Source organism: Enterococcus sp. AAFC-DPL-5182 (genome assembly GCF_058216605.1).
In genome coordinates, this window is record NZ_CM177101.1 from 3,407,439 (window position 1) to 3,431,291 (window position 23,853).

At 34.1% G+C, this 23,853-nt stretch carries 22 protein-coding genes and 1 pseudogene; 4 read left to right on the forward strand and 19 right to left on the reverse strand.

From position 1 onward, the window contains the following. Position 1 precedes the first annotated feature (1 nt). Positions 2-739 carry an ABC transporter ATP-binding protein gene (locus tag AC4BB7_RS16050; RefSeq protein WP_086314444.1) on the reverse strand — a complete coding sequence of 246 codons (738 nt, stop codon included), beginning with the start codon at positions 737-739 and terminating at the stop codon, positions 2-4. Positions 740-859: 120 nt separating this feature from the next. Between AC4BB7_RS16050 and AC4BB7_RS16055 the strand changes: the two are divergent. The 3 genes and pseudogenes from AC4BB7_RS16055 to AC4BB7_RS16065 form a co-directional block, all read left to right on the forward strand. Continuing rightward, positions 860-1,303 (forward strand): annotated as a pseudogene (locus tag AC4BB7_RS16055) (HIT family protein); the annotation flags it as partial. Further along, a complete protein-coding gene (locus tag AC4BB7_RS16060) occupies positions 1,303-1,644 on the forward strand; it encodes a YtxH domain-containing protein (protein ID WP_490483701.1) in 342 nt (113 codons plus the stop codon). The pseudogene AC4BB7_RS16055 and the gene AC4BB7_RS16060, both read left to right, overlap by 1 nt. A 302-nt stretch (positions 1,645-1,946) precedes the next feature. Beyond that, on the forward strand, positions 1,947-2,978 hold the full coding sequence (locus AC4BB7_RS16065) for a peptidylprolyl isomerase (RefSeq protein ID WP_490483702.1): 1,032 nt from the start codon (positions 1,947-1,949) through the stop codon (positions 2,976-2,978). A gap of 217 nt (positions 2,979-3,195) precedes the next feature. Here the strand turns inward: AC4BB7_RS16065 and AC4BB7_RS16070 are convergent, their stop codons facing one another. The 17 genes from AC4BB7_RS16070 to AC4BB7_RS16150 form a co-directional block, all read right to left on the reverse strand. Continuing rightward, positions 3,196-4,041 (reverse strand): PhzF family phenazine biosynthesis protein, encoded by an 846-nt coding sequence (locus tag AC4BB7_RS16070; RefSeq protein WP_490483703.1) that lies wholly within the window; start codon positions 4,039-4,041, stop codon positions 3,196-3,198. Between the two features lie 86 nt (positions 4,042-4,127). Next, the gene (locus tag AC4BB7_RS16075) at positions 4,128-4,586 is read right to left on the reverse strand and encodes an ASCH domain-containing protein (protein ID WP_490483704.1); all 459 of its coding nucleotides are present in this window, start codon (positions 4,584-4,586) and stop codon (positions 4,128-4,130) included. Between the two features lie 18 nt (positions 4,587-4,604). Continuing rightward, a complete protein-coding gene (locus AC4BB7_RS16080) occupies positions 4,605-5,549 on the reverse strand; it encodes a 3'-5' exoribonuclease YhaM family protein (RefSeq protein ID WP_086314450.1) in 945 nt (314 codons plus the stop codon). 2 nt (positions 5,550-5,551) lie between these two features. Continuing rightward, entirely contained in the window at positions 5,552-8,248 is a 2,697-nt protein-coding gene (locus AC4BB7_RS16085; protein WP_490483705.1) for an ATP-binding protein, read from the reverse strand. Beyond that, on the reverse strand, positions 8,245-9,477 hold the full coding sequence (locus AC4BB7_RS16090) for a metallophosphoesterase family protein (protein ID WP_490483706.1): 1,233 nt from the start codon (positions 9,475-9,477) through the stop codon (positions 8,245-8,247). Before AC4BB7_RS16090 ends, AC4BB7_RS16085 begins: the two co-directional genes overlap by 4 nt. Positions 9,478-9,647: 170 nt before the next feature. Continuing rightward, positions 9,648-10,778: a metallophosphoesterase gene (locus AC4BB7_RS16095; RefSeq protein WP_490483707.1), complete on the reverse strand. Its 1,131-nt coding sequence runs from the start codon at positions 10,776-10,778 to the stop codon at positions 9,648-9,650. Further along, on the reverse strand, positions 10,771-11,640 hold the full coding sequence (locus tag AC4BB7_RS16100; protein ID WP_490483708.1) for a phosphatidylserine decarboxylase: 870 nt from the start codon (positions 11,638-11,640) through the stop codon (positions 10,771-10,773). Before AC4BB7_RS16100 ends, AC4BB7_RS16095 begins: the two co-directional genes overlap by 8 nt. 21 nt (positions 11,641-11,661) lie before the next feature. Then, positions 11,662-12,267, reverse strand: a complete 606-nt coding sequence (locus AC4BB7_RS16105) for a CDP-alcohol phosphatidyltransferase family protein (RefSeq protein WP_086314455.1) — start codon at positions 12,265-12,267, stop codon at positions 11,662-11,664. A 401-nt stretch (positions 12,268-12,668) separates the two neighbouring features. Continuing rightward, positions 12,669-15,101, reverse strand: coding sequence for a hypothetical protein (locus AC4BB7_RS16110; protein WP_490483709.1), 2,433 nt, complete (start codon positions 15,099-15,101; stop codon positions 12,669-12,671). A 122-nt stretch (positions 15,102-15,223) separates the two neighbouring features. Further along, positions 15,224-15,751: a hypothetical protein gene (locus AC4BB7_RS16115; protein WP_490483710.1), complete on the reverse strand. Its 528-nt coding sequence runs from the start codon at positions 15,749-15,751 to the stop codon at positions 15,224-15,226. 22 nt (positions 15,752-15,773) lie between these two features. Then, a complete protein-coding gene (locus AC4BB7_RS16120; RefSeq protein WP_490483711.1) occupies positions 15,774-16,319 on the reverse strand; it encodes a hypothetical protein in 546 nt (181 codons plus the stop codon). Between the two features lie 167 nt (positions 16,320-16,486). Further along, a complete protein-coding gene (locus tag AC4BB7_RS16125; RefSeq protein WP_490483712.1) occupies positions 16,487-17,302 on the reverse strand; it encodes a hypothetical protein in 816 nt (271 codons plus the stop codon). A 95-nt stretch (positions 17,303-17,397) separates the two neighbouring features. After that, positions 17,398-17,622 carry a hypothetical protein gene (locus AC4BB7_RS16130; protein ID WP_375179513.1) on the reverse strand — a complete coding sequence of 75 codons (225 nt, stop codon included), beginning with the start codon at positions 17,620-17,622 and terminating at the stop codon, positions 17,398-17,400. Positions 17,623-17,626: 4 nt separating this feature from the next. Further along, positions 17,627-17,965 (reverse strand): EF2685/EF0750 family sortase-dependent surface protein, encoded by a 339-nt coding sequence (locus AC4BB7_RS16135; protein WP_375179514.1) that lies wholly within the window; start codon positions 17,963-17,965, stop codon positions 17,627-17,629. Positions 17,966-17,975: 10 nt separating this feature from the next. Continuing rightward, positions 17,976-19,085, reverse strand: coding sequence for a DUF3324 domain-containing protein (locus AC4BB7_RS16140; protein WP_490483713.1), 1,110 nt, complete (start codon positions 19,083-19,085; stop codon positions 17,976-17,978). Positions 19,086-19,114: 29 nt separating this feature from the next. Continuing rightward, a complete protein-coding gene (locus tag AC4BB7_RS16145; protein ID WP_490483714.1) occupies positions 19,115-19,777 on the reverse strand; it encodes a hypothetical protein in 663 nt (220 codons plus the stop codon). Positions 19,778-19,855: 78 nt separating this feature from the next. Beyond that, positions 19,856-20,446: a winged helix-turn-helix domain-containing protein gene (locus AC4BB7_RS16150; RefSeq protein WP_170923012.1), complete on the reverse strand. Its 591-nt coding sequence runs from the start codon at positions 20,444-20,446 to the stop codon at positions 19,856-19,858. 239 nt (positions 20,447-20,685) lie between these two features. On the opposite strand from AC4BB7_RS16150, the gene AC4BB7_RS16155 reads away from it, so the two are divergent. Continuing rightward, a complete protein-coding gene (locus tag AC4BB7_RS16155; protein WP_490483715.1) occupies positions 20,686-22,194 on the forward strand; it encodes a helix-turn-helix domain-containing protein in 1,509 nt (502 codons plus the stop codon). A 27-nt stretch (positions 22,195-22,221) separates the two neighbouring features. Here AC4BB7_RS16155 and AC4BB7_RS16160 read toward each other — a convergent pair whose 3' ends face one another. Beyond that, positions 22,222-23,727 carry a helix-turn-helix domain-containing protein gene (locus tag AC4BB7_RS16160; protein ID WP_139844059.1) on the reverse strand — a complete coding sequence of 502 codons (1,506 nt, stop codon included), beginning with the start codon at positions 23,725-23,727 and terminating at the stop codon, positions 22,222-22,224. Positions 23,728-23,853: the final 126 nt, after the last annotated feature.

The window sequence follows — 23,853 nt, forward strand, 5'->3', positions numbered from 1 at the left end:
ACTACCCCACCTTTTCTTCTTTCGTTAATGCGATATAAATATCATCCAAAGAAGAACCAGGTAAACTAAATTCTTCACGTAACTCTTCCATCGAACCAACTGCTCGAACTTCCCCATCATGTAAGACAACAAAGCGATCACAATATCGTTCTGCTGTCGCTAAAATATGTGTCGACATTAAAATAGCTGCTCCTTGATTGCGCATTTCGTCCATTAATTCTAATAATGCATGAATTGCCAAGGGATCCAACCCTAAAAATGGTTCATCAATAATATATAAACTTGGCTCAATTAAAAAGGCGCACAACACCATTACTTTTTGTTTCATCCCTTTTGAAAAATTAGCAGGAAACCAATCCAACTTATTTTCTAAACGGAAAGTTTTTAATAAAGTATCTGCACGTTTGAACGCTTCTTCAATCGGAATATCATAAGCCATTGCAGTAATTTCGATATGCTCTCTTAATGTTAACTCTTCATATAACGAAGGAGTCTCAGGAATATAACCGATTTTTTTACGGTAGCTTTCAGGTTGTTGCTTCAATGTTTCTCCATCAATAGAAATTTTTCCTTTTTGCGGTGTTAATAACCCAATCACATTTTTGATCGTCGTACTCTTTCCAGCACCATTTAAACCTATCAGGCCCACCATTTCACCAGATTTCACTTCAAAATTAATATCTTTTAAAACAGGTATATGACCATAGCCTCCTGTTAAATGCTCAATTACTAAGCTCATTTATGTACCTCCAACTTTTTTTATCGTGAATCTATTATACCACGAACTTTTTGAAGGTTTCATGAACTTTTCCTCCCAAATAAATTTCAAGGTATGGTAAAGTAAAAGAAACAGCAAAAAGAAAGAAGGGAAACCATGACAGACTGTATTTTTTGTAAAATCATCAATCGCGAAATTCCGAGCTACAAAGTTTATGAAGATGATAAGGTTTATGCCTTTTTAGACATTACTCAAGTGACCAAAGGCCATACTTTACTTGTTCCTAAAGAACATGTGACCGATATTTTTGAGTATGAGCCAACACTTGCTGGAGAAGTTTTTGCACGCGTTCCTAAAGTAGCACGTGCTTTAGAAAAAGCATTTCCTGAAATGGATGGACTAAACATCATCAACAATAATAAAGAACTTGCTTATCAATCCGTTTTTCATTCACACATTCACTTAATACCTAGATACGGTAAAACCGATGACTTCTCCATTCACTTTGGAAACAACCAAGGAATCTATTCTTCTGAGGAAATGCAGGAGATAGCTGAAAAAATCATGAAGCAGGTGGAACAATAATGAGTAAATTTTCTAAAGGAATTTTATTTGGCGCAGTCGTTGGAGCTGCTAGCGGTTTGCTTTTTGCGCCTCGAAGCGGTAAAGCGACTCGACAAAAATTTGTGGATGAATTAGAAGACTGGTCTGATTTAAAAGAAGATTTTAATGAAAAACTTGACTACTTCAAAGAATCTGCACAAGCATTACAAGCTGCAGCAGATATGTATATCGAGCCTTTTATCGATGGGATCAATCAAGACGTTGAAAACTTTATGTTTCAAGTAGAACCAAGACTTGATCAAATCCAAGAACAAGTTGAAAAAATTCAATCTGAATTACCTGAAATGCCAACGGAAGATTAGAATAATTGAGGTTGAGCAGTGACTCATAAAGTTATAGCTCAGCCTCTTTTTTCAATTAAATTCAAATAATTGCTATTTTTCGATACTCGTAACTCGTTTATTTAAGCGATTATTCTCTCAATTTAGGCTAAATTTCTTAAAATCGACCGTTTTTATAGATTAAATTGTGTCCTAAATTCGAAAATTCTTTGAAACTATCACTTACGTATTTCTTTTATGAAACATAGTGTGGTATAGTTATAACCGTGAGAAATTATTTCTACATAATAAAAAATAAAACAAACTTAGGAGTGCTTACAAAAATGAAGAAAAAACTAATTTTAGCCGCAGCCGGCGCATTCAGTATCTTTGCATTAGCTGCTTGTTCAGGCGGATCAAAAGATATCGCAACAATGAAAGGCGGAACAATCACTGTTGAAGATTTCTACAACCAAACAAAAGCAAGCCAACAAAGTCAACAAACTGTTCAACAAATGATTATCTTTAAAGTATTCGATCAAAAATACGGCAAAGATGTTTCAGACAAAGATGTACAAGCTAAAGTTGATGAAACAAAGAAAAACATCAAAGATCAAGGTGGAAACTTTGAAGAACAATTAAAAGGCGCTGGACTTACAGAGAAAAGTTATAAAGAAACAATTAAACAAAGTCTTGCATATCAAGCTGGAATCAAAGCACACATCAAAATCACTGATGAAGATTTAAAAGCAGCATGGGAAACATTCCATCCTGAAGTAGAAGCGCAAGTTATCCAAGTTGCAACAGAAGATGAAGCAAAAGAAATCAAGAAACAATTAAATGATGGCGGTGACTTTGCAAAAATCGCTAAAGAGAAATCAACAGATGAAGCAACTAAAAAAGATGGCGGCAAAGTAAAATTTGACTCTCAAACAGAAACAATTGCTGAACCAGTAAAAACAGCTGCTTTCAAATTAAAAGATGGTGAAGTTTCTGAACCAATCCAAGCAACTGACGCAACTGGTTACCAATCAACATTCACTATCGTAAAAATGGTGAAAAACAAAGCAAAAGGCAACGACATGGCTCCTTACAAAAAAGAGTTGAAGAAAATTGCTGAAACAGCTAAACAAAACGATCAAGAATTCGTTCAAAAAGTAACATCTGAAGTTTTAACTGCAGCAAATGTTAAAATCAAAGATGACGCCTTTAAAGATGTATTAGCTGGCTTAGTTGAAACAAAAGATTCAGCTAAATCAAGCGACTCTTCTAAGAAAGACGAAAAAGAATCTTCTTCTAAAGAAAAAGATTCTAAATCAAGTGATTCTGAAAAATCTAAAGAATCTTCAAGTAAAACAGAAGATTCTTCTAAATAATCTAAATAAAAAAGGAGTTGACTTGATTGTCAACCCCTTTTTTTGTATTTAGAAACAGAGTACCTAAGATGACTATCCTTCATAACCTATTTTCTCATCCAGAAGAATCACTAAAAACCTTAGGTTATAACCCCATAAAAAAAATTTAAACAAACTCTCTCATTTAAGGAGTTTGTTTGAAGTCTTTGATTCATGAACATCTATTTTACGTAGTGCTTTATACATCTAAATAGATAGTTTCACAATAATAACCTGTACCACCAACATAAACTTTTGCTATTTCATTCTTGCTATCGGCAGCTAATCTAACGAATATTTCGGAAGGCAATTGTAGAGAATCACCTTGTTCAAATACATACTCATCTTTTTGCAAGTTGAGTTGTTGGTAAAGGTAACTAGCTAAAGCACCGTTTGACGTTCCTGTAGCCGCTTCTTCATTGATATCATAAAGTGGTGCAAAATTTCTGCAGATAATTCGATCATTATTAAACGTATATAGATGCATCCCAACAACATTATAATACTTGCTGATTTTTTTGATTTTTTCAAAATCAGGTTGTAATCCATGTAATTGTGTTTCGCTTTTTATAGGAATTAAGATATCTTTTAATCCTGTAGACACAATTTGAATTGGGTATTTAGTATCTATAGCTTCAATATCGAAACAGTCAATCAGCTGATTAACCGGCACAACCTCGTAGAATATCGGTTTGTTTTGCTCCATGAATATGGTGTCATCTTTTATGGTAATAGTCAGAACACCACTGTTCGTTTCAATTGTATAGTGAGTTCTTAAAATTTTATTTAAATGCATCAATACTGCGAACGAGGCAATTGTCGCATGACCACATAAATCAACTTCTTCTTTTGGTGTAAAATACTCAAATTTGTAATCAGCAATTTTAGATTCAGTTATAAATGCGGTTTCTGCATACCCTAATTCTTTGGCGATTGCCATTTTTTGAGCAGTGGTCAATGTATTCTCATTCAATACCACTCCTGCCTTATTGCCACCTTTATGATTCTTGCTAAATCCACTTGCAACATAAACCGATATTTTCATAAGACACTGCCTTCCTCACTTAATAATAAATTGTAGTATAAGAAACACTACGTATATCTGAGAGACTAGATCCAGCTCTTTCTTGTTTATTTTTTTTGATAAACTAATTCAAAGAGTTCGTAAACGATCAACAGATCCTCAGAAAATGTTTGCCCATACTTCTTTAACTCTTGCTCAAAAAAAGGCTGGTGTACACTACGCCAATAGTTCAATGTACGATCCCCTTCCCCTTCAAGATATCCATGAACTTCTGATACTTGAGAGTACGGGAGAATCTCTACTACCTTCGTACAAATAATCGCTTGCGCTTGATCATTTCCGTCCAGTAACACGCTATAACTCTCTACTTTAGGAACCTGTTCTTGCTCTAATTCATATAAAATATATAACGAAGACGTGCCAGTCTTTTCTCCTTTAAGAACATGTGCTAATAGCTCATCTGCCATTTCTGGTGAATTACCGAAGGCCCAAGCGTCATACGTATCATGTGTAAGCGAATAGTGTGTTTTGAACTGTGACCATAAATCTATCACTGATTGGTTCATTTTTTTCTCCTAACTCACTTAAATATCCTTTGGTACATAAAAACTACGATTGTCTAATCCAAAAATTCGATCTGTATATTGACCTGGTTCTGTTTGGCGAACTGATCCTAACATCATTTGGATCGATGCATCAATATTGTCGATTTGATGTAACACTTCAGCCTCCATAATTCGTGGGCGAACTGGTGAACCATATTCTAATAAACCATGATGTGCTAAAACCATATGACGCAACACGATCACATCTTCATCGTTTTCATCGATTTTCAGCGCAATACATGCTTTGGTAATTTCTTCATCTACAAGCACTAAATGCCCAATCAAGTTTCCTGATAGTGTATACTCCGTAGTCATCGCACCAGAAAGTTCTTTGACCTTGCCTAAATCATGTAAAATAATTCCAGAATAAAGCAAAGCCGCATTCAATTCATTGTATTCTTTACAAATTGCTTTTCCTAAACGAAGCATAGATACTGTATGATACGCTAAACCATTTGCGAATGCATGATGGTTTCTCTTCGCTGCCGGATAATCAAAAAATTCTTTTTGATATTGCGTCAATAAATAACGAACAATACGTTGCCAGTGGGCATTGGTGATTTCAAAAACGATTTGATTGATTTCTTCAACCATATCTTCCCGTTTTAATGGTGCACGTTCCATATATAACGTCGGTTGACTTGGTTCATCTGGACGTGCTACACGCATATGCATGATCTTCACTTGGGGATTTCCTTGATATACTTCCCTTTTTCCATTCAAAAGAATAACGTTTCCTGCTGTAAATCGGCTGATTTCTTCTTCTGATGCATCCCAGTATTTCCCGTCGATTGTGCCAGATGTATCTTGAAAAGTAAACGCAATAAATTTTTTCCCGTTTTTCGCCATACGAACATCGGCGTTTTTGATCAAAAGAAATAATTCAAATGTCTCATCTACAGTTAGTTCACGGATTTTTTTCATACTCATGCTCCTTCTAATTCTATAATCGGTTGTTTCAACTCTTTATAATAGCTTACCATTTCCTGATCGGAAGAAAAACAGATGACTTGTTGATGTTCGGAAAAAACAGCAAACAGTTGTGCTAATTGCTCTTTTCTTTGACTATCGTAATGCAGCCAACCATCATCGATCATGATTGGGCATAAACTGCGATGTTCCTGTAAATAAAGAAAAGCAAACCGAACTGCCATTATGACTTGATCTCTTGTCCCAGTGGATAGCTCATGCAGCATAAAACGCTGTTGATCTTCACGAACTACGATCAATTGCTCTTCCTGTAATTGAATCGCTCGATAAGTATTTCGTGTCAAAAGTTTGAAATAATCCGTTGCTTTTTTCAGCAAATTAGGTAATTGCTTTTCAGATAATTCCGTTAATAGATCCATCAACACTTGACCCGCTAATTGATTAGCTGACCAATTTAAAGCAAGTTCCTCTATCTCAGTCATAAGTTCTGCACGTTTTTGATAAAGTTCATCTAATGTTCCATCCGCCAACATTTGTTGACGCTGATATAGGAGTTTCTGTTCTTTCTCCTGCAATTGTTGGATACTTTCTTCTACGTCATCAAGTGTTTGTGTTAGCGCTATTTGTCTGGAAGGCAGTTGTTTAGGATCACTCGATTCCGGATATACTCCTACTAGCATCCTTTGTAATTCTTGTTTTCGCTTATAATTCGCATTAGCTTCTTGATAACCTTTGATTTTATTTGGAATTTCATTTATAGAAGCAATCTGGAAACGATGCAACAATGGTCTTGCTTGATCGGTCACTTGCTGTTGCTTTTCTTTGACCTCTCGAATTGTTTGACGTGTATAAGCGTCTGCCTGGTACTCTTGTGCAAAACGAACTTTTTCCATCTTATCAGCAAAATTACTGATTACACGAATTCTCTCTCCCAGTGAAGTTCCAGCTATCGGCAATCGTGCCGTATATCGCTCCGTCTGCTCAGCTAACTTGGTCATCCGTTTCTGGTCTTCCTTCAGCTGATTTTCCAGCTCTTGATTCGTATTAAGTAAAATCAAATAACGGGTAATATCTGTGCGATGAGTCAGCCAAAACTCAACTTGATCCATACGACCTAAATGGTTTTCTTTCACTTTTTGAGCAATATATTCAGACATTTCTTTTTCTTCTTCATTGATTTTTTTGATTTCAGCTTTTATCTTTAATAGCTGATCATTCAAATAATCCAATTGAGATAATTTTTCCTGCCATTGCCTTTTTTCACCTTCATAGGTATCTTTTGGCTGATAAAATAATGGAAATAACCCCGCAATCAAAAATCCTGCACTCAATAAGAATGTTCCATATCTAAGCGGCGTTGGTAAAAAGAAACTCAACAATAAGCAGAGTCCTGCAACACCACAAAAAAGTAAATTGACTGTTTTTTTCGTTTGTCGATGATTCTTTCGGAACATTTCTTTATTGATTGTTTCAAAAGTACTTAAATTTTCTTCACGTGTTGCAATTTCTTCTTCCAATAACTTCAAATCAGTTTGAGTTGTTTGTAATTTGACTGTCCGTGCGACAATCTCATCTCGCAATTCATTGACTGCTTGCTCTTCAAAAGTCAACTGCGGTGGTGTCTTTGAGTTCCATCCCCACTGTTTTTCTAAAGGAAGCATTTCTTGCTTATTTTGTTGTAAGGATTGGGTCATCCAATTGATCTCTGAAAGCAATTTATCGATCTCATAACGTTGATTGAGTAATTGCTGTATATGTCCTTCTTCTTTTAAGTAAAACTGGTAATCCTCGGTTTGCGCTTCTGTCTCACTTTGTGCGGCAATATTTTGGTTCAACCGTGTCAGTTCTTCACTCAAAAAACGATGTTGCTGATAAATTGAAAGTAAGGTCTCTTTTTCGTCAGGAGTTAAGACGGTATCTGTTTTTGTATGTTCAATAGATTGTAGCTCTTCATACAAAGGTAAATTCATTACTTGCTTTTCCACCAGCGCCAACTGTGTCTTCAATTCTTGCGCTTTTTGACGTTTTTCTGCTATCAATCGCTCTGTACCTGCTAGTTCAGCGATCAATTGTTGGAAAGGACGTTCCTGCTGTTCTTTCTCATTGATTTTTTGCTGTAAAAGTTGATACGCATTCAGTTTTTGGTTTAATGGCGGTTGGCTTCCTTTGCCCTTGTAAACTACCTGAGCGCGCTTGAAGTAATCTTCTCGACTAACTAACAACTGCTGACTTCCAGATAAACCTAAAGAGAGTAACGACGTTTGTAATTCTTCTTCACACAATTTTTCTAGCTGACTAAGTTGTTCTTGCTGGAAGGTGAAAACTGACTGAAATAACTCTTTAGTCAATGGATGGAGCATCTTCTCCAACGTTGACTCATCACCTATTTGATCATTAAAATAGACTTTTGCTTGTCCTTTATTTTGACCTTTGAAACGTTCGACTTGGACTTCCCCATAAATTGGATGAGAAAACCACAAGCGTCCGCCGTATGCTGCACCATTTTTCGGTTGATAATCCTTTTTTCGCTTGCCCTTAGGTGGAAAGCCAAAAAGCATCGCTTGAATAAATTGATAGATTGTTGACTTTCCAGCTTCATTTGTCCCAAAAAATAATTGATTTTTTGGTAAGAACTCAATCTTATGCTGTTGCCATTTACCAAATCCAACAAGCTCTATTGCAATGAGTTTCATGGCTGATCCTCCTGAATAACAAAATCTGCTTTGATTTTTTGATCTGCTTGTTCAATACTACGCTCACGCCACTCTTCGTTTATCTGTACAATCGAAGAAAATACTGGATTTTGTATTAGTTCTTGTAACGTATTTGAAAATATCTCCGGTTGTAAATAGTTATGTTCTAATTGCTTCAACAACTCAGGATCGGCAGTGATCATTACTTTTTTATCCAGATCATCCGTCATCACCTCTACTTGGAATAAAAATAATGAGTGATTTGTCTGTTGTAGCAATGTTGTTTGTAAATAGTGAAGTAGCTCACCATTTTCATAGGATATTCGGAATTCCTCACCTAGTTGTTCTGTATCGGTTAACTTGATTTCCGTTAAAATCAGTTGTCCGCCGCGCGTTTCTTCTTTTAAAAGATGCTCCGTAAGAAGACTTAACGCTTCCTGCAGGCTTTTAGCTTGTCTCAATGAGTATTTCTCCACCTGCCAAGTAACTTTGGCTACGGGTTCGAAATGAACCGTCGCATGACCTGATTCTATTGAAACGATTGCGACACCTTGAACAGTCCGTTCTTTTTTTGTATGTCCTTGCGGTGTCCCCGGATATACAATCAAAGGATCTGCACTAACTACCTGAGGCTGGTGTATATGCCCCAAGGCCCAATAGTCATAGCCTTTGGTTTTCATCTCACTAAATGAAAACGGTGCGTAATTCTGCTGACCATTATTTGTCGTATCACCATGATAAATTCCGATATGTAAATCTGCTGCTGCATCTTTTGTAGGGAACGCTGATAGTTTATCGTCATTGATCCAAGGATGTTCATAACTAAACCCTGTAACTGCTATCTTTTCTTGATTCTTCGTCATAAAATAATGTGTTTCGACTTGCTCTTTTTGAAAAAGAAACATATTTTTAGGAAAGTCGAACCAATAGCGCTCTGCCACATAATAATCATGATTGCCAAATGACATGATCACAGGGATTTTAGCTTGATCTAGACGTTTCATTTCATCGATAAAATACGCTTGTGTTCGGATCGATGTCCGGCTTTGATGAAAAGTGTCTCCAGCTAAAATAACTGCATCCACTTGATTCCTTATTGCTATATCAACAATCGCTGTAATGACTTCATGATTGGCTTGCTGTAATTTTTCAGAAATTTGCGTTGAACTATTCTTTAGGCCTTCAAAAGACCGATCCAGATGTAAATCTGCCGTATGCAATACTTTCATTAGATCCTCCTATTCGCCCTAATTCGTTTCCTTAATCATATCATTTTATTTAGAAGCGGTCAGTAAAAACATACGAAAATTTGTTCGTTTTTCATTTTTTTGAAGAGATAAAATAAAAGAGCCCGAAATTCAACTCTGTGAGTTTTATTCCAGCCTCTATTTGCTCATACTTATTCTGTTATAATCTCTATTTGAACGATTTCACTTTGAGTACCGATTCGCATTGGCGGTCCCCATGTACTAACACCAGAAGACACAATAACTTGCGGGCTCTGTTCATTTTTACGATAGTATCCATAATCCACAGTGAAATACGCTTTTGTCACTAAACTAAACGGAAAAATCTGCCCTTGATGCGTATGTCCTGAAAGGATCAACTCATTAGCCTGATTATATTCATCTATGTTTGATGGCTGATGATCTAAGATGATTTTTGGCATTTGATTGCCCACTTTCTTAAATTGCTCTTTAAGATTTTTTCTATCACCATCTTGCGAACCGATCGGTCGGCTGTCTTTTCTACCTACTATTAAAATTTCTTCACCAACAACCGTCATCTCGTCTTCTAGTAAAACAATATCTGATGCTTCAACAAGTGCCTTCATCTTTTCAAAGGTTTCGCCAGCATCATGATTCCCCCAACACATGTATGTTCCATAAGTGGAAGATAGTCGTTTGAATTGTTTTTGTATACCTAATGTATCCTGTAATGCTTTATAATTCCCATCAAACAAATCCCCCGAAATAAAAACGATATCTGGATGCATTTGATTGATTTTCGTCACGATTTTTTCCAGCTTCTTCACATCATTCACATAGCCTAAATGCAAATCACTGATCAGTACAGCTTTTAATTTTTTTAGTTTATTGTTTGCTGTTTTATCGATCGTTACTCGATAATTAATTGTTTTGACTTGCTGTGCTTGCCACGAACCATAACAAAATAAAATAACAACCAGCAGCATTGAACCTAGCCACACGTTTAGGGAGGTTTTTGACTGAATTGAGGTGATTTTCTCTGTAATCTTCAAGGTCAAATCAGTCAAGCCAAAAATAACTAATGATACAAACCAAAATGACAGCCAATAACTGCCAATTTTCCCAATCCATCCGCCCACATTAACATCAAATAATAACATCGTCAGCAGCGATGTGAGTGCCAATAGACCAATAATCACCCATAAAATCAATGGATACTTAAAAAATGAAAATTGTTCGAATATGAAAATAAACTTTCTACCGATATAAAAATTTCCTAGAAGGAATAATGCACCAATAACTAAAAATGCCAACTTATTCATGCATTCCCCCCATTTTCCTCCCAAAAACTTGGCCAAATTTCACGATCGTTTCAAGATTATTTTCAGTGTTAGAGTAAAGTTCTGGATCGATCCTTACTTGGTTTTTCTGAAATAATAAAATCACTGTTGAACCACCAAATTCAAACCAACCTTTTTTTTCAAAACGCTGACAGTTCCCTGACTCTTTTACATTTTTGATTTTTCCGACCATCAATGCACCAACTTCAATTTGAGCAATTTTTCCAAAATTTTTCGTTTCAATAACTGTAACCTCTCTTGCATTTCTAGAGAAGACTGGCTCATTATGGACTGCAATCGGCTGCACAGTGTGAAAAACACCTGCTATTTTCTGATGCTGACTAATGGTTCCTTCATCAATGAAATAATAATGATGATAATCATCAGGAGTCAAACGAAAAATAACAGCACATCCTCCTTGCCATTCTTCTGCAAGGCTTGTGCTATCAAGTAATTCTGCAAGATCATATTCTGAATTTTTTACTTTAAACGTTTGTTTTTTATTGATTGGATACACCGTGATTTTGCCATCACAAGGCGCTCCCAAAGAGAGCTCATCTTGTGATAATAAGCGTGCTTTCGGTTTGATTTCCCGCATAAAAAAATGGTTGAATGAACGATACGTCATAGGCTCATATTCGTCCATTTGAAGATTGTTTTGCTTGATGAAACGAGGGATCATCCTTTTTGAAAACGAGCTATTTAAATAAGCTCCCGCAACTTTTGTCACCGGTGGTTGAATAAGCCCTTTTAAAATAAATCGTCCAATCGAATTTTTATATAAAAAACGTAATGATCCACTATCATTTTCAGTGATAGCCTTTGTTTTAAACTGCTGCTCCATGTAGTTACCCCTTTGAAAAATTTAACGAACAAAAAATGCGACGACCGCTCCTACAAATGCTCCAAAAGCTAATTTTCTAGGATCGACTTTTTTGATTTTGACTTTCGAGATAAATAAAAAACCAATGATCAATAACGCAGCTGGATAGATTAATGTAAAGGCGATATGCAAGCGTCCTGTAATGAAAAATAACAATGGAATCAAGGCAGCACTACTCGTAACAGGCAATCCTTCATAATATTCACGACACGTGTCGCAATGCTCTTTTCTCTCCATTTCCGTCACATTGTAGTGCGCTAACCGAATCAAAGCTGCTAAAATATAAAAGACGAATAATGGCAAATAAATTCCTTGGGTCAAACCTGATGCATACCCTAAAACAGTTGGGAAAACCCCAAAACTAATCAAATCAGCAAGTGAATCGATCTGAATACCATAGCACATCTCACTTTTGGTACGTTCTTTCATATTTGCGACAAATCCATCAAACATATCACAAATACCTGAGAGTACTAAACAAAAAATAGCTTCAACGATGTGTTGTGTAAGTGCTAAATACATTCCAACTATTGAAAATATTGCATTTCCATAAGTTAGGATAACTGTGTAATCATAAATACCAATCATACTTTTTGTTCCCCAATTCTTTTTTCATTTAGTATTACTATATCATTAAAAGAGAGTCATTGGGGAGGATTTTCGGAGATTTTGTATTTTTTTATTGACCGCATGAAAACGACTAAAAAAACGACTATCCAATAATCATTTCGTTATTTTTTACTAATTGAGTTAGATGGTTTTTTTTCACTTTTTACTTTTATCTCCAAAAAGCATTCCCTGATTCCCCCTTTAAAAGTGACTCCGCTCCATCTTCCTTGGTAAAGAGCCAGAAATTCTATCTAATAAGCGTTATATCTGAATACTATTTCACACTCTAGAGGAAAAAACCTAGAGGCGTTTTCCTCTAGGTTTTTCAACTAATTTATCATTCATCATTATTCGTTTAGTTACTCAATTTACTCTATTTTTTACTTAACAGTAAAATTGAAATTCAATAGCCCTTCATATATATCTACTTTAGTAAAATCTTTTGCATTTGCCTTTAATTTAAACATATATTCAGTATTTGCTTGATTTAAGGTAGTTAATATTTCCCCTGCTTTCAATAAAGTATCATCTTTTTTGAACACATTCAAATTTGTACTAACCTGCTCTTTCAAGCTTTTTAATTTAACAGTAGGTTCGGTCTCTACATCAATATTAACATTATATGGACCTGTATATGCAATTTTACCTTCTCCTGCTACAAGCTGATTTGTCTTATTCAACTTAATTTCATCTGGGACCGTAACAAAAGCCATCGGATTCTCTATGACATCTATCTTCACTTGGATTGGTTGACTTACAACACCTGTAACTTTACTCTTCAATAAAAAATTAAAAGGTAATTGAAAACCTAGTGTGTCAAACGTATAATTTTCTGCAAACAACACTTCCACTTCATCAAAGTCTAACATACTTTTTACGTCATCTTTGAAAAAGCGCGCAGTATCTTTTATTGCATCTGAAGTCGATTTATAAGCTACGGTTTGCCCCACTGCTGGTGTTCCAGTAGGAGCTTGCATTTCTATTTCTGTATAACCATGGACACTTTCATTCGTACTTACTAGGGTATCTGAATTCCAAGTTTCAATTGGGAATTGGAACGAAGGCGTTGAAGGGTCTTCATTCCCTTTATAATAAGCCATGACGGATGAATCGCTTATTGCCGGACCTTCAAAATCAATTGCTAAGTTAATATCCCCAGATGTTGACGTAATAACTCCCTGGGTAAACGTCTTTGGAAATGTTAACTTATAGGTTTTGGTAGCTTCATCATATTCTAACTCTTGACCAACTAAACTTGGATGATTCGTATAATCTTGTCCGGTATCATTATTCCTTAATTTTAAATCAGCCCTTGTCAATTTTCTTGCTAAGCCTTCTACTTTAAAGTAAATAGACATCTCTTTATATAAGGAAGCTGCAGGTTGTTCCGGCACCATTTGAAGCAATGTTCCAGCTATTTTCATTGTTTTTTGTTTAGTTCCTTGAATACTTGTTGGTACAAATCCACGTTCTATCAGCATCTTCTCATAACTTGCGAACATAGTAAGACTTGTAGCAAAAGATGGTATCCGCTTTCCAACATATATATTTTCCGTGCCACTATAAATAATATTATATCTATAATCATTCCCTCCATTAGGATTCGATGTAAACCCCATACTAAATCCATCTGGATCTAATGGATCTATCGTGTAGAAACCATAATCTGGGTTTGTCCATCCGTTCGACCAAAAATTCTCTCCTATAACTAAATTCGTTATATCTCGCTGATTGGCAAACACAGTTGCTCCACTAGACCAATATAATGAATAACGGAATGGAATAATAACTATTGCATCCTTCTCTATAGGCTCCTTTGTATCTGAATAGAGAATATTTACTTTAAATTCCTTAGAAGAGTCAACACCTGTCTTAAATGAAGCTACCTCTATTGCGTTTCCAGCTTCTCTAAGAATTGTCGTCATTTCTCTACTTACTGGAATCACTAATTGAGCTGTCAATTCACGACCTTTATACACTCCTACATTCGACATTTCAACAATTCCATGATCGGCCCCTGCCAATGCTGGTACATTGAATTGGTAAACTATAGCCGAACTACCAGGTTGTCTTTCCCAGTTTGGTGTACCTCCATTAACTTTTATCACCCTTCTTATATACTCGCTTCCAGTCACCCCTCGATATTTCAGAAAAGCTAGATCTTTCCCTTTCATATCTGGAAGAGGTTTCCCAGAAATAAAAGAACCATCCGGATTTACAGTAGTCAGATTTTTATACGTACGTAAGCGATCTGTCATATTTTCAGGAATAGGCGGTTCAGCTCTTAGTTCCACCTTTTTACTCACAGTTTCAGAATTAAAGTTATTCGTTAACTTAGCCGTTAAATTCCCGGCTGTCTTATCTGTTACTTCTTCTTTCAATGATAAACTAACACTTGTACTTTCTTCTTGTGCAAGTTCTTCTACGAGTTCCTTAGGTACCTTCAATATAAATTGATTATCTTTTGGGGCTTTCTTTTCTATTCTCTCATCCGCTGAATAATCTGTACCATTTTTACTTTTTACTTGTAAAGTATCTAATAACTTTTGACTATCCGATACTTTGTATTCCTCAATGTTCATTGATATGACTAAATCTTTTGAGCTCTTCTTTAATTTTTCTGAATCAATCGCTTGTTTCACATCAATAGTTACTGCTTTGTTCTCTTCTACTAAAGCTAAGCTCACTTCTGGATTTGGAACTTCTTTTTGCTCAGCATAGAAAGTTTTACCGTTTAAATTTATAAAAAGTATCATGACAAATAGAAAAAATAGTATGCTACCTTTTCGTTTATGCCTAAACCGTTTTATCATACTCCAACTCCTCCTCTTATTTCATCGTAACGATCTTCTTATAGAGAATGCTTCTTTTATCAATTCTTTCTATTTATCAAAGAAATGCAAGCATCCTGACTATAGCAGCCTATAAAATGGTCCTACTCAACAATTGTTAACGTGAACGAAGTTTTTGAACCTGATAATCTCGTAGGCTCTTTACTTTTAGAATACCCTAACATTTCTAAATGGATCTTATGATCTCCTTCTTTTAAATCTTTTGGTAAAGTCACTCCGATAATTGCTTTACCAGGTTCAATTAGACCTGTAGTTAACAGAGGAACCTTCTTATCATCAATAGTTACGATAAATTGAATATATGCTTTATTAAACTCAGGATTGACTAGTACTACTGGAAAAACTTCCGCATTTTTCTTTATTGTTGTGTCAGCATATGCCGGAAATGTAATAGCGTTCGCTGCAATCCCATCAGGCTTTTTGATCGCAGCCTCATAGCTTACTGCATCACCATCAATTGCATAAGATTCTTCTGATCTTTGAGAAATGAAGAAAAATAAAATCGCAACAATACAGAGAACTAAACCAAAACTACCACCAATGATCTGATACTTCAATTTAGCAATATTTTTTTTCGTTTTTCGTTTCTTATTAATCTTATTTTGTTTCATATGCTTGATCTCCAATTATTCTTTATAAGTTTTCAACAACATAAGTCAGGACATCTGAATATATTCCAATATTTTTTTGAGCAATGGTGGTTACACCTAAGATAGCTTCTGATTTAACCATTGTATTATCCTTACTAAACTCACCAATTTCTGATTTGTCCCCACCAGTAGGCGTAGTATTATGGAGTAGAATTCCCTTGCCAGAAGTATCATATTTTAATAACGTATAACTAATTCTTTTAAAATTATCTGTGTGTTCCAAAGCATAATTGTTTTTTGATTCAACAGTAACTCTTGCTTTTTTCACCCCTGAGTAACGTTGACCTTTCAGGTTATTCATCGAAACACTCGCATCGATTCGTCGTTCTTCTTCAGTAAAACTTAAATCAGCCGGCACGGTAATTACATAATCCGGCTCAAGAGGATTGTCAGGATCTACGATATTTTTACCGTTATAATAAATAATTTTTGTACTTCTTACTTCTGCCAAGACTTCATCTATGGGTACATTAAAAATCAAGAACAATAATCCTACTATTACTATATAGAGTTTCTTTTCCCTTCCCATTTCACACGCTCCTAACCTATTAAATAAAAAACAAACTGACGTAGACCTATGTTCGTCACCATCAGTTTGAAAAAATGAACAATTTAAGACAATAACTCTCTACCTGATCTATTTTACTATTTATCTATTTTGTTTATTCGAGTAAACTTTCTTTTTTAATTCCTGTATTATGGTTGGTAAGTATCGCTTAATTTCCAAGTAACAGAACCATTAAACGCTTTACCCGCTGCATTTTTACCTTTAGCATCAACAATATTTAATGTAACATTGTTAATTTTGGTAGCAACACCACCAGTTTTAGACTTATCATCTGTTTGTCTCGCTAAAATCACAGTCTCTTCGTTTTCATTTAACGCCACAGTTTGACTGGCAGTAGAACCAATTACTCCACCAATAACATACATATCTTGATCCGCTTTATCCATCGGTGAGAATGCCGCTTCAACTTCAGATGGGTCATTAGGAATAATATCATTAGTCTTAGGATCTCTCTTATCACCAATGTGATAAGTATTAACAGCATCTAGATCTAATTTGATTGTAGATGCTAAGTTGGTCGTTACATTATTCGCATCAATTGATGTCAAACCAGAATATTTAGCTTTAACAGTCCATGCTGTACCAGGTGCTACGTTTGGTACCTCTTTTCTGTCATCATTAACAACTAAACTTTGTTGAGTTTTAAATTCTTCCCCTGCTACTGTGGCAGGTCTTTCTTGTTTATATGTGACGTCATTTACTGTAGCTGTTACGTCCTTACCGAAATTAAATGTTACTGGTTTGAAAACGATCGCCAAGTGATCAGCAAAAGGTCCATCTTCTTGAGAAATAGGTCCATCTGACTGGAATTGGATGCCTACATCTGTTTTTGCTTCTTTTGTTACAATTTTATCTTCGTATACATCATCTGCTGCATGTGCTTTTCCAGCTAATCCTAAAGTAGCGGTTGATACTAACAACGCCGCAAAAATCATTTTTTTCATTTTTAAATCACCCTTCTATTTGTGTGCTAAAGATAAATAGTTCATAGATCGGCGACAGTTACTGTCTTAAATTGTTCATTTTTTTATTTTATTCATTAACTTAACACTTTTATTTGTTCTTTAAGCAACGCAAATAGATATATAATCAGACCTACACTTGTCAATGAAACTAACATTAGCGAAAAATTCAGGATAAAATTCATTTTCTTTACCTTTAATTTTTTCACTAAAAAGATATCTCTGGAAAGTGTTATGACAAACCATAGAAAAGAAATCATTGCAATTGCACCTAGTATATAAACCCATAAGTATTCTTTCATTCTCTCACTCCAATAATTCTATATAATAAACTCGTTGCAAATTAGCAACTCCTACAAACACAATTAAAATAGATATCCCAATTAATAAAATGATAAACGATGTCAGCAACTCTCCCGTACGGGGTAATTGTCCTCTTGGCTTTTCAATAGGACGAATCGGAGGATCATAAATTGGCGGTATTGGTTTGAATGGGTCACGACTTTCTTTTTTAAATTCAATCCCTACTTCTGATTTCAAATCATTATCAGTTATGCCATTATCTGCTAGAGCTATTACCTGTGAAACCATTACAATACCTACAAACAAACCTATAAACACGAGAATCTTTATCAGTCTTTTCATTCGCTCTCACCTACTTTTCTCCAATTACTTTCCGCTTGTTCCTTCTTCTTTTTTTCTTTCTAGAAAGTTTTAGTTTCCCCCAACGTTTTTCCCATTTCCTTTTTCTAGATATCTGAAGCACAATGATTATGATAGTTAAAATACCTAAAATACCAGAGGCTATTTGAACAATCAAAGGTGTAATTACTGCAAAAGGACTCTGAGAATTTATTTCATTCGCCTGTTTATTAGTAATTTGAAATTCCTTTTTGAAAGACCAATTATTAAATTCATTTTTTACATCCATTTCAAGAATATAAATCCCTGAAGGTAATGCTGCAATTCCCCAATCCATTGAAAAATTAAGATTACTGTTTGGAGCCATCCTATATCCTTGAACTTTTTTCTCTTTGATAGTGTTACTCGTTTTTTTATCTTTAACACTTGCACTAATTGTTAAATTCTCTAGCACTTTAGGCTCTGGGTTCTGTAGATTAACTAAGACTGTTTTTTTTCCGTAATACAATTTTGGTTCTACACTTTTTAATTCTAAAACTTCTGAATTGTTAAATTCTTCTCCGGTCTCAGAAAAAATCACGCCTATCTCATAGCCAAACCCTGTCTTAACACCTCCTTTGCCTTCCTCTTCTGCTAGATTTATAGAAACCGATCCTATTTTCACTCCTTTATAATGTTCTTTTGTAGGTTTTACTTTTAAGCGAACTGCCTTTTCTTCAAAATTAGCAACTGTTAGTTCAGAATTTTCTATACTGAGCATGGAACTTACCGGTTCTTTTAATGTTTCATCAAAAATCACTGATTTATCGTTAGGACTTCTATAGCCAATCTCTCCATTATCTGCTGTCATAGCATCTTCGATTGTTACTTTTAACTTCACTGGCTCTGGGCGAGTACTTTTCACTTTTATTTCTAGTGTTTGCTCTTCTCCAGGTATTGTTTGTACGTAAAAATAACTTTTACTGGTATCAAGCTGCGTACTTGGAAGTACTGCCTTTACTGCATACCCCAGCAACTCAGATTCCGATTTGTTTCCCTTCTTTGCAAAAGCAGTCAATGGGGTAACGAACGAAGCTATCACAAGCGCACATCCCAGTATTAATACATATATATTCTTTTTCAAAGCAAAAATACCCCTCACTTAATTAATCTTTATCTTACTTCATCTTTTTCAATTGACTTTACGTAAATATCAACAGTATATTCATTCTCTTTCTCATTATAAATATCGCTACCTAACGTATATCCATTCTCTTGAAATTCCTCTTGCCAATGAGTAGCAAATTCCTGTACACGGCTCTGTGCTTCTTCAGCTGTTGAGAAAGATCCCAACTGTTTCACGACTTCATTTTCTTCATAGACCGTGTCATTATCTTTTTGATTTTTCGTCATAGCATAAGTAATATAAACAATCGTTACCGCAAGAATAATCAACAACAAGAAGAGGACCCATAGTTTTGTTAGTAATAAAGCACCTGCACAAAGAATGTATAGTCCCATGAAGACTTGCATAGAAAACTTAAACTGTATTTTTTTCTTTTCTTGCTTCATCTTGATGGAATAAAGTAGAATGCTGTAAAGATTAGCTACCAATAATAGGAAACTCATTATGAAATATATGAATAGGCTATTAAAATAATATTCCACAAGAAACAATAACTGAATGATATACTTAGCTCCCTGATCTACATAAAATGACGCTTCTTGATACAGTTGAAAAAATAATACAAAGTAAATCAGCCAACTGATTAAAAATACTCCTTCACTGATGTAATACAGTTTATATTTACGAAAGTTCTCTTTGAACCCTTGCATAACGATACCTAACCACCATTCCTTTTGATTTCATCTGTTTTTGCATAAAAGCAGATTCATTTTACTTCCTTTTAAGCTTTAAATATCCAACATATAACCTTTGGAACGAACTGTTTTGATATACATTGGTCTGTTCGTTGATACTTCAATTTTTTTTCTTAAATGAAAAATAATATTCGCTACTCTATATGTTCGATTCCCTTCTAGCTTTTCTTGGTAAAGTTCTCGATAAATTTCTTCATACGAGAAGGCTACCTTAGGTTTTTCAGCAAGCAAGTTTAGTGTTTGGAATTCTAACCTTGTTAACGCTACTTCTCTAACTCCTTCTATTAATACGCTAAAATTACTATGAATCAAAAATAGTTTTGAAGACTTCATTTCTTTTTTGTCCTCATTACTTACTCTGATAACTTCTTTTCGATTTCTGCTAAATGTATTATTCATAACCAATAAAATTTCTTCTAACTCATGGTGATTCTCAGTAAAAACAAAGTCTACTCCTAAACGTAAGTAGATCATTTTCCCTGTATCATTGGGATTGGTAGAAACAATGAAAATGTAACAATCTGATTGTTCCCTCACTGCCAAAATCATTTCGCACAATTTTGTTACATCACTTATTTCATTTTCAAAAGCTACGATAGCCTGTAACTTATTTAAATTAGACATAGTATCCTCTGATGACACCAGCTCGTATTTATGACTTAAATATTTTTCGTATTTTTTAGTTATATAACTTTCTTTAAATTGTATAATTCCGATATTAAACATTTTTTCTCCTAACTTTATTTCTTTTTTATTATAACTTAATAAACTACCCTGTTTTTTTCAGAAACATCATCGTATAATGAGCTTATCGAAATAAGATGTTGGAACCCCCTGTCATCTTAACTACTGGAGGTCTATGGATGCAGACTCTATTAATGAAACGGACAGCGCGACAAGAATTTGAATTATTAAAACAATTATTACGGAATAAAAATGGTGTAACGAACCAAGAAATCATGGATTCGTTTAACATCTCACTTCATAATGTTTATCGTATTCAAAAGCAACTCGCAGATAATTTATCTTTAGTATTTGAAAAAAATCTAGTAATATTATCAAAAAAAAATGGTTACCTTTCTATTTATATTGATAAATCGCTTTGCACAAGCTATGTAATTGATCTGATGAGCCTTTATTACTTAAAAATTTCTCAACAATACCATTTATCCGATGCCTTATTCTATGGTAGTTACGCTAGTGTGGAAGCTTTAGCACAAGAAGTAAATCTTAGTCTTTCACATACTTATAAAATACTAAACAAGATGAATGATTCTTTTGAGCCCTTCAATCTCAGTATCGAATTTCCAGCAAAAAGAAATCGTACTAATGTTGTTGGTGATGAAAAAAATGTGCGCATGACTATGTTTTACATCTATTGGACTATTTATAAAGGAATTCACTGGCCTTTTTACCATGCACCAAAGAATTTTTGTGAACTTCCTTTCCCTATTAAATCCAATTTACTCTCACCTTCTCAAAAGATGAGATTATCTTACTTTCAAACCTACACTTATTGGCAGATTTTATATAGAAAGGAATTCGTTTCGTTATCGAAAGAATTTTTAGATTATTTAACTATTTTTGAAGAAATCTCTCCTGTTTCTTTTCCTGATTCTATAAAAGAAGCTCTACATAAAAATCAAGTACCCGATGATGTAATTCAAGCTGAAGAATACTATTTTGGCTTTTTAACCCGTTTTTATATTGCAAATATCGATTCTATAGAAGACAAATTTCTTATTGTGAATAATTTGATACATTCAGGCTTACCACTTACTACCTTTGCAACAACAATCTTGAATGATTTTATAGCTGAAAATTGTCTTATATTATCTGAAGAAAACTTTGTTTTAAGTTATTATCAACTTATTTTCAATTTGCTTTATATTCAATTTTTTGGCATAAATGTTCCTTTTTCACAAATAGAAAATGAGAAGTTCCCTTTTTGTGACCCTTCCATTGATCTATTTGATTCAAAAAAAGAAGAGTTTATTCAATTTGCATATGAAAAATTAAGTTTTGACCTTTTCCCTATGATTTCAAAATCATCTTCATTAGTAGAATATCTTGCAAAAATCCTATGGTTTGTTTATAACAGCTCCAGTCATCAAAAAAAATTAAAGATTCTTATTCAGTATTCAAAAACGATTTACGGGTATGATTTAATAAAAAATAGATTAAGTAATTTTTTTTCCAAATCTGCTATTACATTTACCTATAATATGGAAGAAGCGGATATTATTATTTCAGATTCCTATGAACATACAAAGTCAGAAAATGAACAAGCTATCGTTTTCTATTTTGAATATCCCTATGATCAAGATGAATGGCATAAACTGCTCAAATCCATCAGCCAATTACTTTACTGAGCCATCTTTTATTCTTGTATTGGTATATTATTTATCGTTTTGTAAGTACATTTTTCTTTGGCTATATTTTTCCAGAAGCTTTTTTTGTATTTGCTCAAACAAATAGGACATATCTGAGAGATCTGAAAATGTTGATACATATACTTGCTCAACTTGGTTCTTTTCGTCGATTACTTTTATATCTGTAATGATAAGATCGACTGAAGGAGATAGAGTTTCTACAAATCGAACACGATCGCCAAAAAATAATGACACCTTCTGGATTAAAATATCCGTAATAAACAGTTTTGTGTTCTGAATAAAGATTTGAACAGGTATATATTCCACTGAATTAAACCTGATCTGCAGTGTATAAACAATCAGATACAAATAATCCAGCAATACTTCTTGTGTTTCATATTTTTGAAAATCATATTGTTCAGATACGCCTAGTTGTTGGCAAATAGAGAGTAGTTTCTCTTTCATTTCTGTTTCAAGTGTATCCGCATAATAAAACTGTTCTTCATCATAAACATAGTAAAAAATTCGATAATCAATGAAAGAGATGTTGCGTACTAAATAAAAACGATCAATTTCTTTTCTAACGTTCAAATACAATTCCTTATTATCAGATTCAGCAAAAAAAGTGTTGATGATTTGATTCGTAACTTCCTTACTAAAATCGATAAACGGAAAATAATACATGGAAAAATACTCTTCGTAGCTTTCTATTTCAATAGGCTCTGATAGTATGTCATCTTTATAAATATAAAATGCTGTTGCACTAGTCTCTCCCCAAACCTGCTCTGTCGTTTTATTTTTAGTTGCTGAAAAATAATTGAATAGAAGGGTAAATGTTTGATGCGTAGCTCTTTTTTTTGATAACTCTATTAGTGTTTGATTTTCAGCATAATTTTTATGTTTCGAACGAATTAAACTGATGTACACAAGAAGAATGATTTTTAGTTGTTTGATACTATCTAGTTGTTCCCAACCTGATAAATTCTTTGAGAAATAAGTGTATGTTTCCATGTATTCTTGTTTATCAAATTCCCATGTATTAGATGCGTTGAAGAAAAAAAGAAAAAAGAAATTTCTTATTCTAAACTCATCTCCTATGAAACTATTCTCCCTGGATAAATCTAGCCCACATCTTAATAAAATTTCACGTAATTTTTTTCTGTGTCTAGAAAATGTTGCAGCGCTTATGAATTCTGCTTCGCAAAATTTAGCGACATCTAATTTATCAAATAAAAAAATATGCTTGATTATTTTATAAATTGTAGAGTTCAATAAATAATTACTTCCAATGCTGTTTAGGTCCAGATTGTTAATAGATACACTATTGATTGTCTGGTTGACATAATGAATTTTAAACACTTTTTCAGAAACATCTAACTCTTGCTCAAATTGTCGGATAAACATCGATACCGTTCTTTTAGCCAAATTTGTCGCTTCCGCTATTTCTTTAACACTCTTTGGTTCTTTGCTATTATTGATGTAGCTCAATACTTTTAACCTTCTATCATAGATTTCATCTAAAAATAATCTCAACTTATTTTTTTCACCTCGCTTTTTTAAAATTTTATCTATATCTTAATGATATACATTTAAATTCATTTTCCATTTCTCATTTATCACCACCCGAAGATATTTTTGAAATCTTTCGTAATAATAATC

Bases quoted from the DNA above. Each gene is read 5' to 3' on its own strand.
- AC4BB7_RS16050 (WP_086314444.1), bottom strand. From the start codon at position 739: ATGAGCTTAGTAATTGAGCATTTAACAGGAGGCTATGGTCATATACCT.
- AC4BB7_RS16060 (WP_490483701.1), top strand. From the start codon at position 1,303: ATGAGTAAATTTTCTAAAGGAATTTTATTTGGCGCAGTCGTTGGAGCT.
- AC4BB7_RS16065 (WP_490483702.1), top strand. From the start codon at position 1,947: ATGAAGAAAAAACTAATTTTAGCCGCAGCCGGCGCATTCAGTATCTTT.
- AC4BB7_RS16070 (WP_490483703.1), bottom strand. From the start codon at position 4,041: ATGAAAATATCGGTTTATGTTGCAAGTGGATTTAGCAAGAATCATAAA.
- AC4BB7_RS16075 (WP_490483704.1), bottom strand. From the start codon at position 4,586: ATGAACCAATCAGTGATAGATTTATGGTCACAGTTCAAAACACACTAT.
- AC4BB7_RS16080 (WP_086314450.1), bottom strand. From the start codon at position 5,549: ATGAAAAAAATCCGTGAACTAACTGTAGATGAGACATTTGAATTATTT.
- AC4BB7_RS16085 (WP_490483705.1), bottom strand. From the start codon at position 8,248: ATGAAACTCATTGCAATAGAGCTTGTTGGATTTGGTAAATGGCAACAG.
- AC4BB7_RS16090 (WP_490483706.1), bottom strand. From the start codon at position 9,477: ATGAAAGTATTGCATACGGCAGATTTACATCTGGATCGGTCTTTTGAA.
- AC4BB7_RS16095 (WP_490483707.1), bottom strand. From the start codon at position 10,778: ATGAATAAGTTGGCATTTTTAGTTATTGGTGCATTATTCCTTCTAGGA.
- AC4BB7_RS16100 (WP_490483708.1), bottom strand. From the start codon at position 11,640: ATGGAGCAGCAGTTTAAAACAAAGGCTATCACTGAAAATGATAGTGGA.
- AC4BB7_RS16105 (WP_086314455.1), bottom strand. From the start codon at position 12,267: ATGATTGGTATTTATGATTACACAGTTATCCTAACTTATGGAAATGCA.
- AC4BB7_RS16110 (WP_490483709.1), bottom strand. From the start codon at position 15,101: ATGATAAAACGGTTTAGGCATAAACGAAAAGGTAGCATACTATTTTTT.
- AC4BB7_RS16115 (WP_490483710.1), bottom strand. From the start codon at position 15,751: ATGAAACAAAATAAGATTAATAAGAAACGAAAAACGAAAAAAAATATT.
- AC4BB7_RS16120 (WP_490483711.1), bottom strand. From the start codon at position 16,319: ATGGGAAGGGAAAAGAAACTCTATATAGTAATAGTAGGATTATTGTTC.
- AC4BB7_RS16125 (WP_490483712.1), bottom strand. From the start codon at position 17,302: ATGAAAAAAATGATTTTTGCGGCGTTGTTAGTATCAACCGCTACTTTA.
- AC4BB7_RS16130 (WP_375179513.1), bottom strand. From the start codon at position 17,622: ATGAAAGAATACTTATGGGTTTATATACTAGGTGCAATTGCAATGATT.
- AC4BB7_RS16135 (WP_375179514.1), bottom strand. From the start codon at position 17,965: ATGAAAAGACTGATAAAGATTCTCGTGTTTATAGGTTTGTTTGTAGGT.
- AC4BB7_RS16145 (WP_490483714.1), bottom strand. From the start codon at position 19,777: ATGCAAGGGTTCAAAGAGAACTTTCGTAAATATAAACTGTATTACATC.
- AC4BB7_RS16150 (WP_170923012.1), bottom strand. From the start codon at position 20,446: ATGTCTAATTTAAATAAGTTACAGGCTATCGTAGCTTTTGAAAATGAA.
- AC4BB7_RS16155 (WP_490483715.1), top strand. From the start codon at position 20,686: ATGCAGACTCTATTAATGAAACGGACAGCGCGACAAGAATTTGAATTA.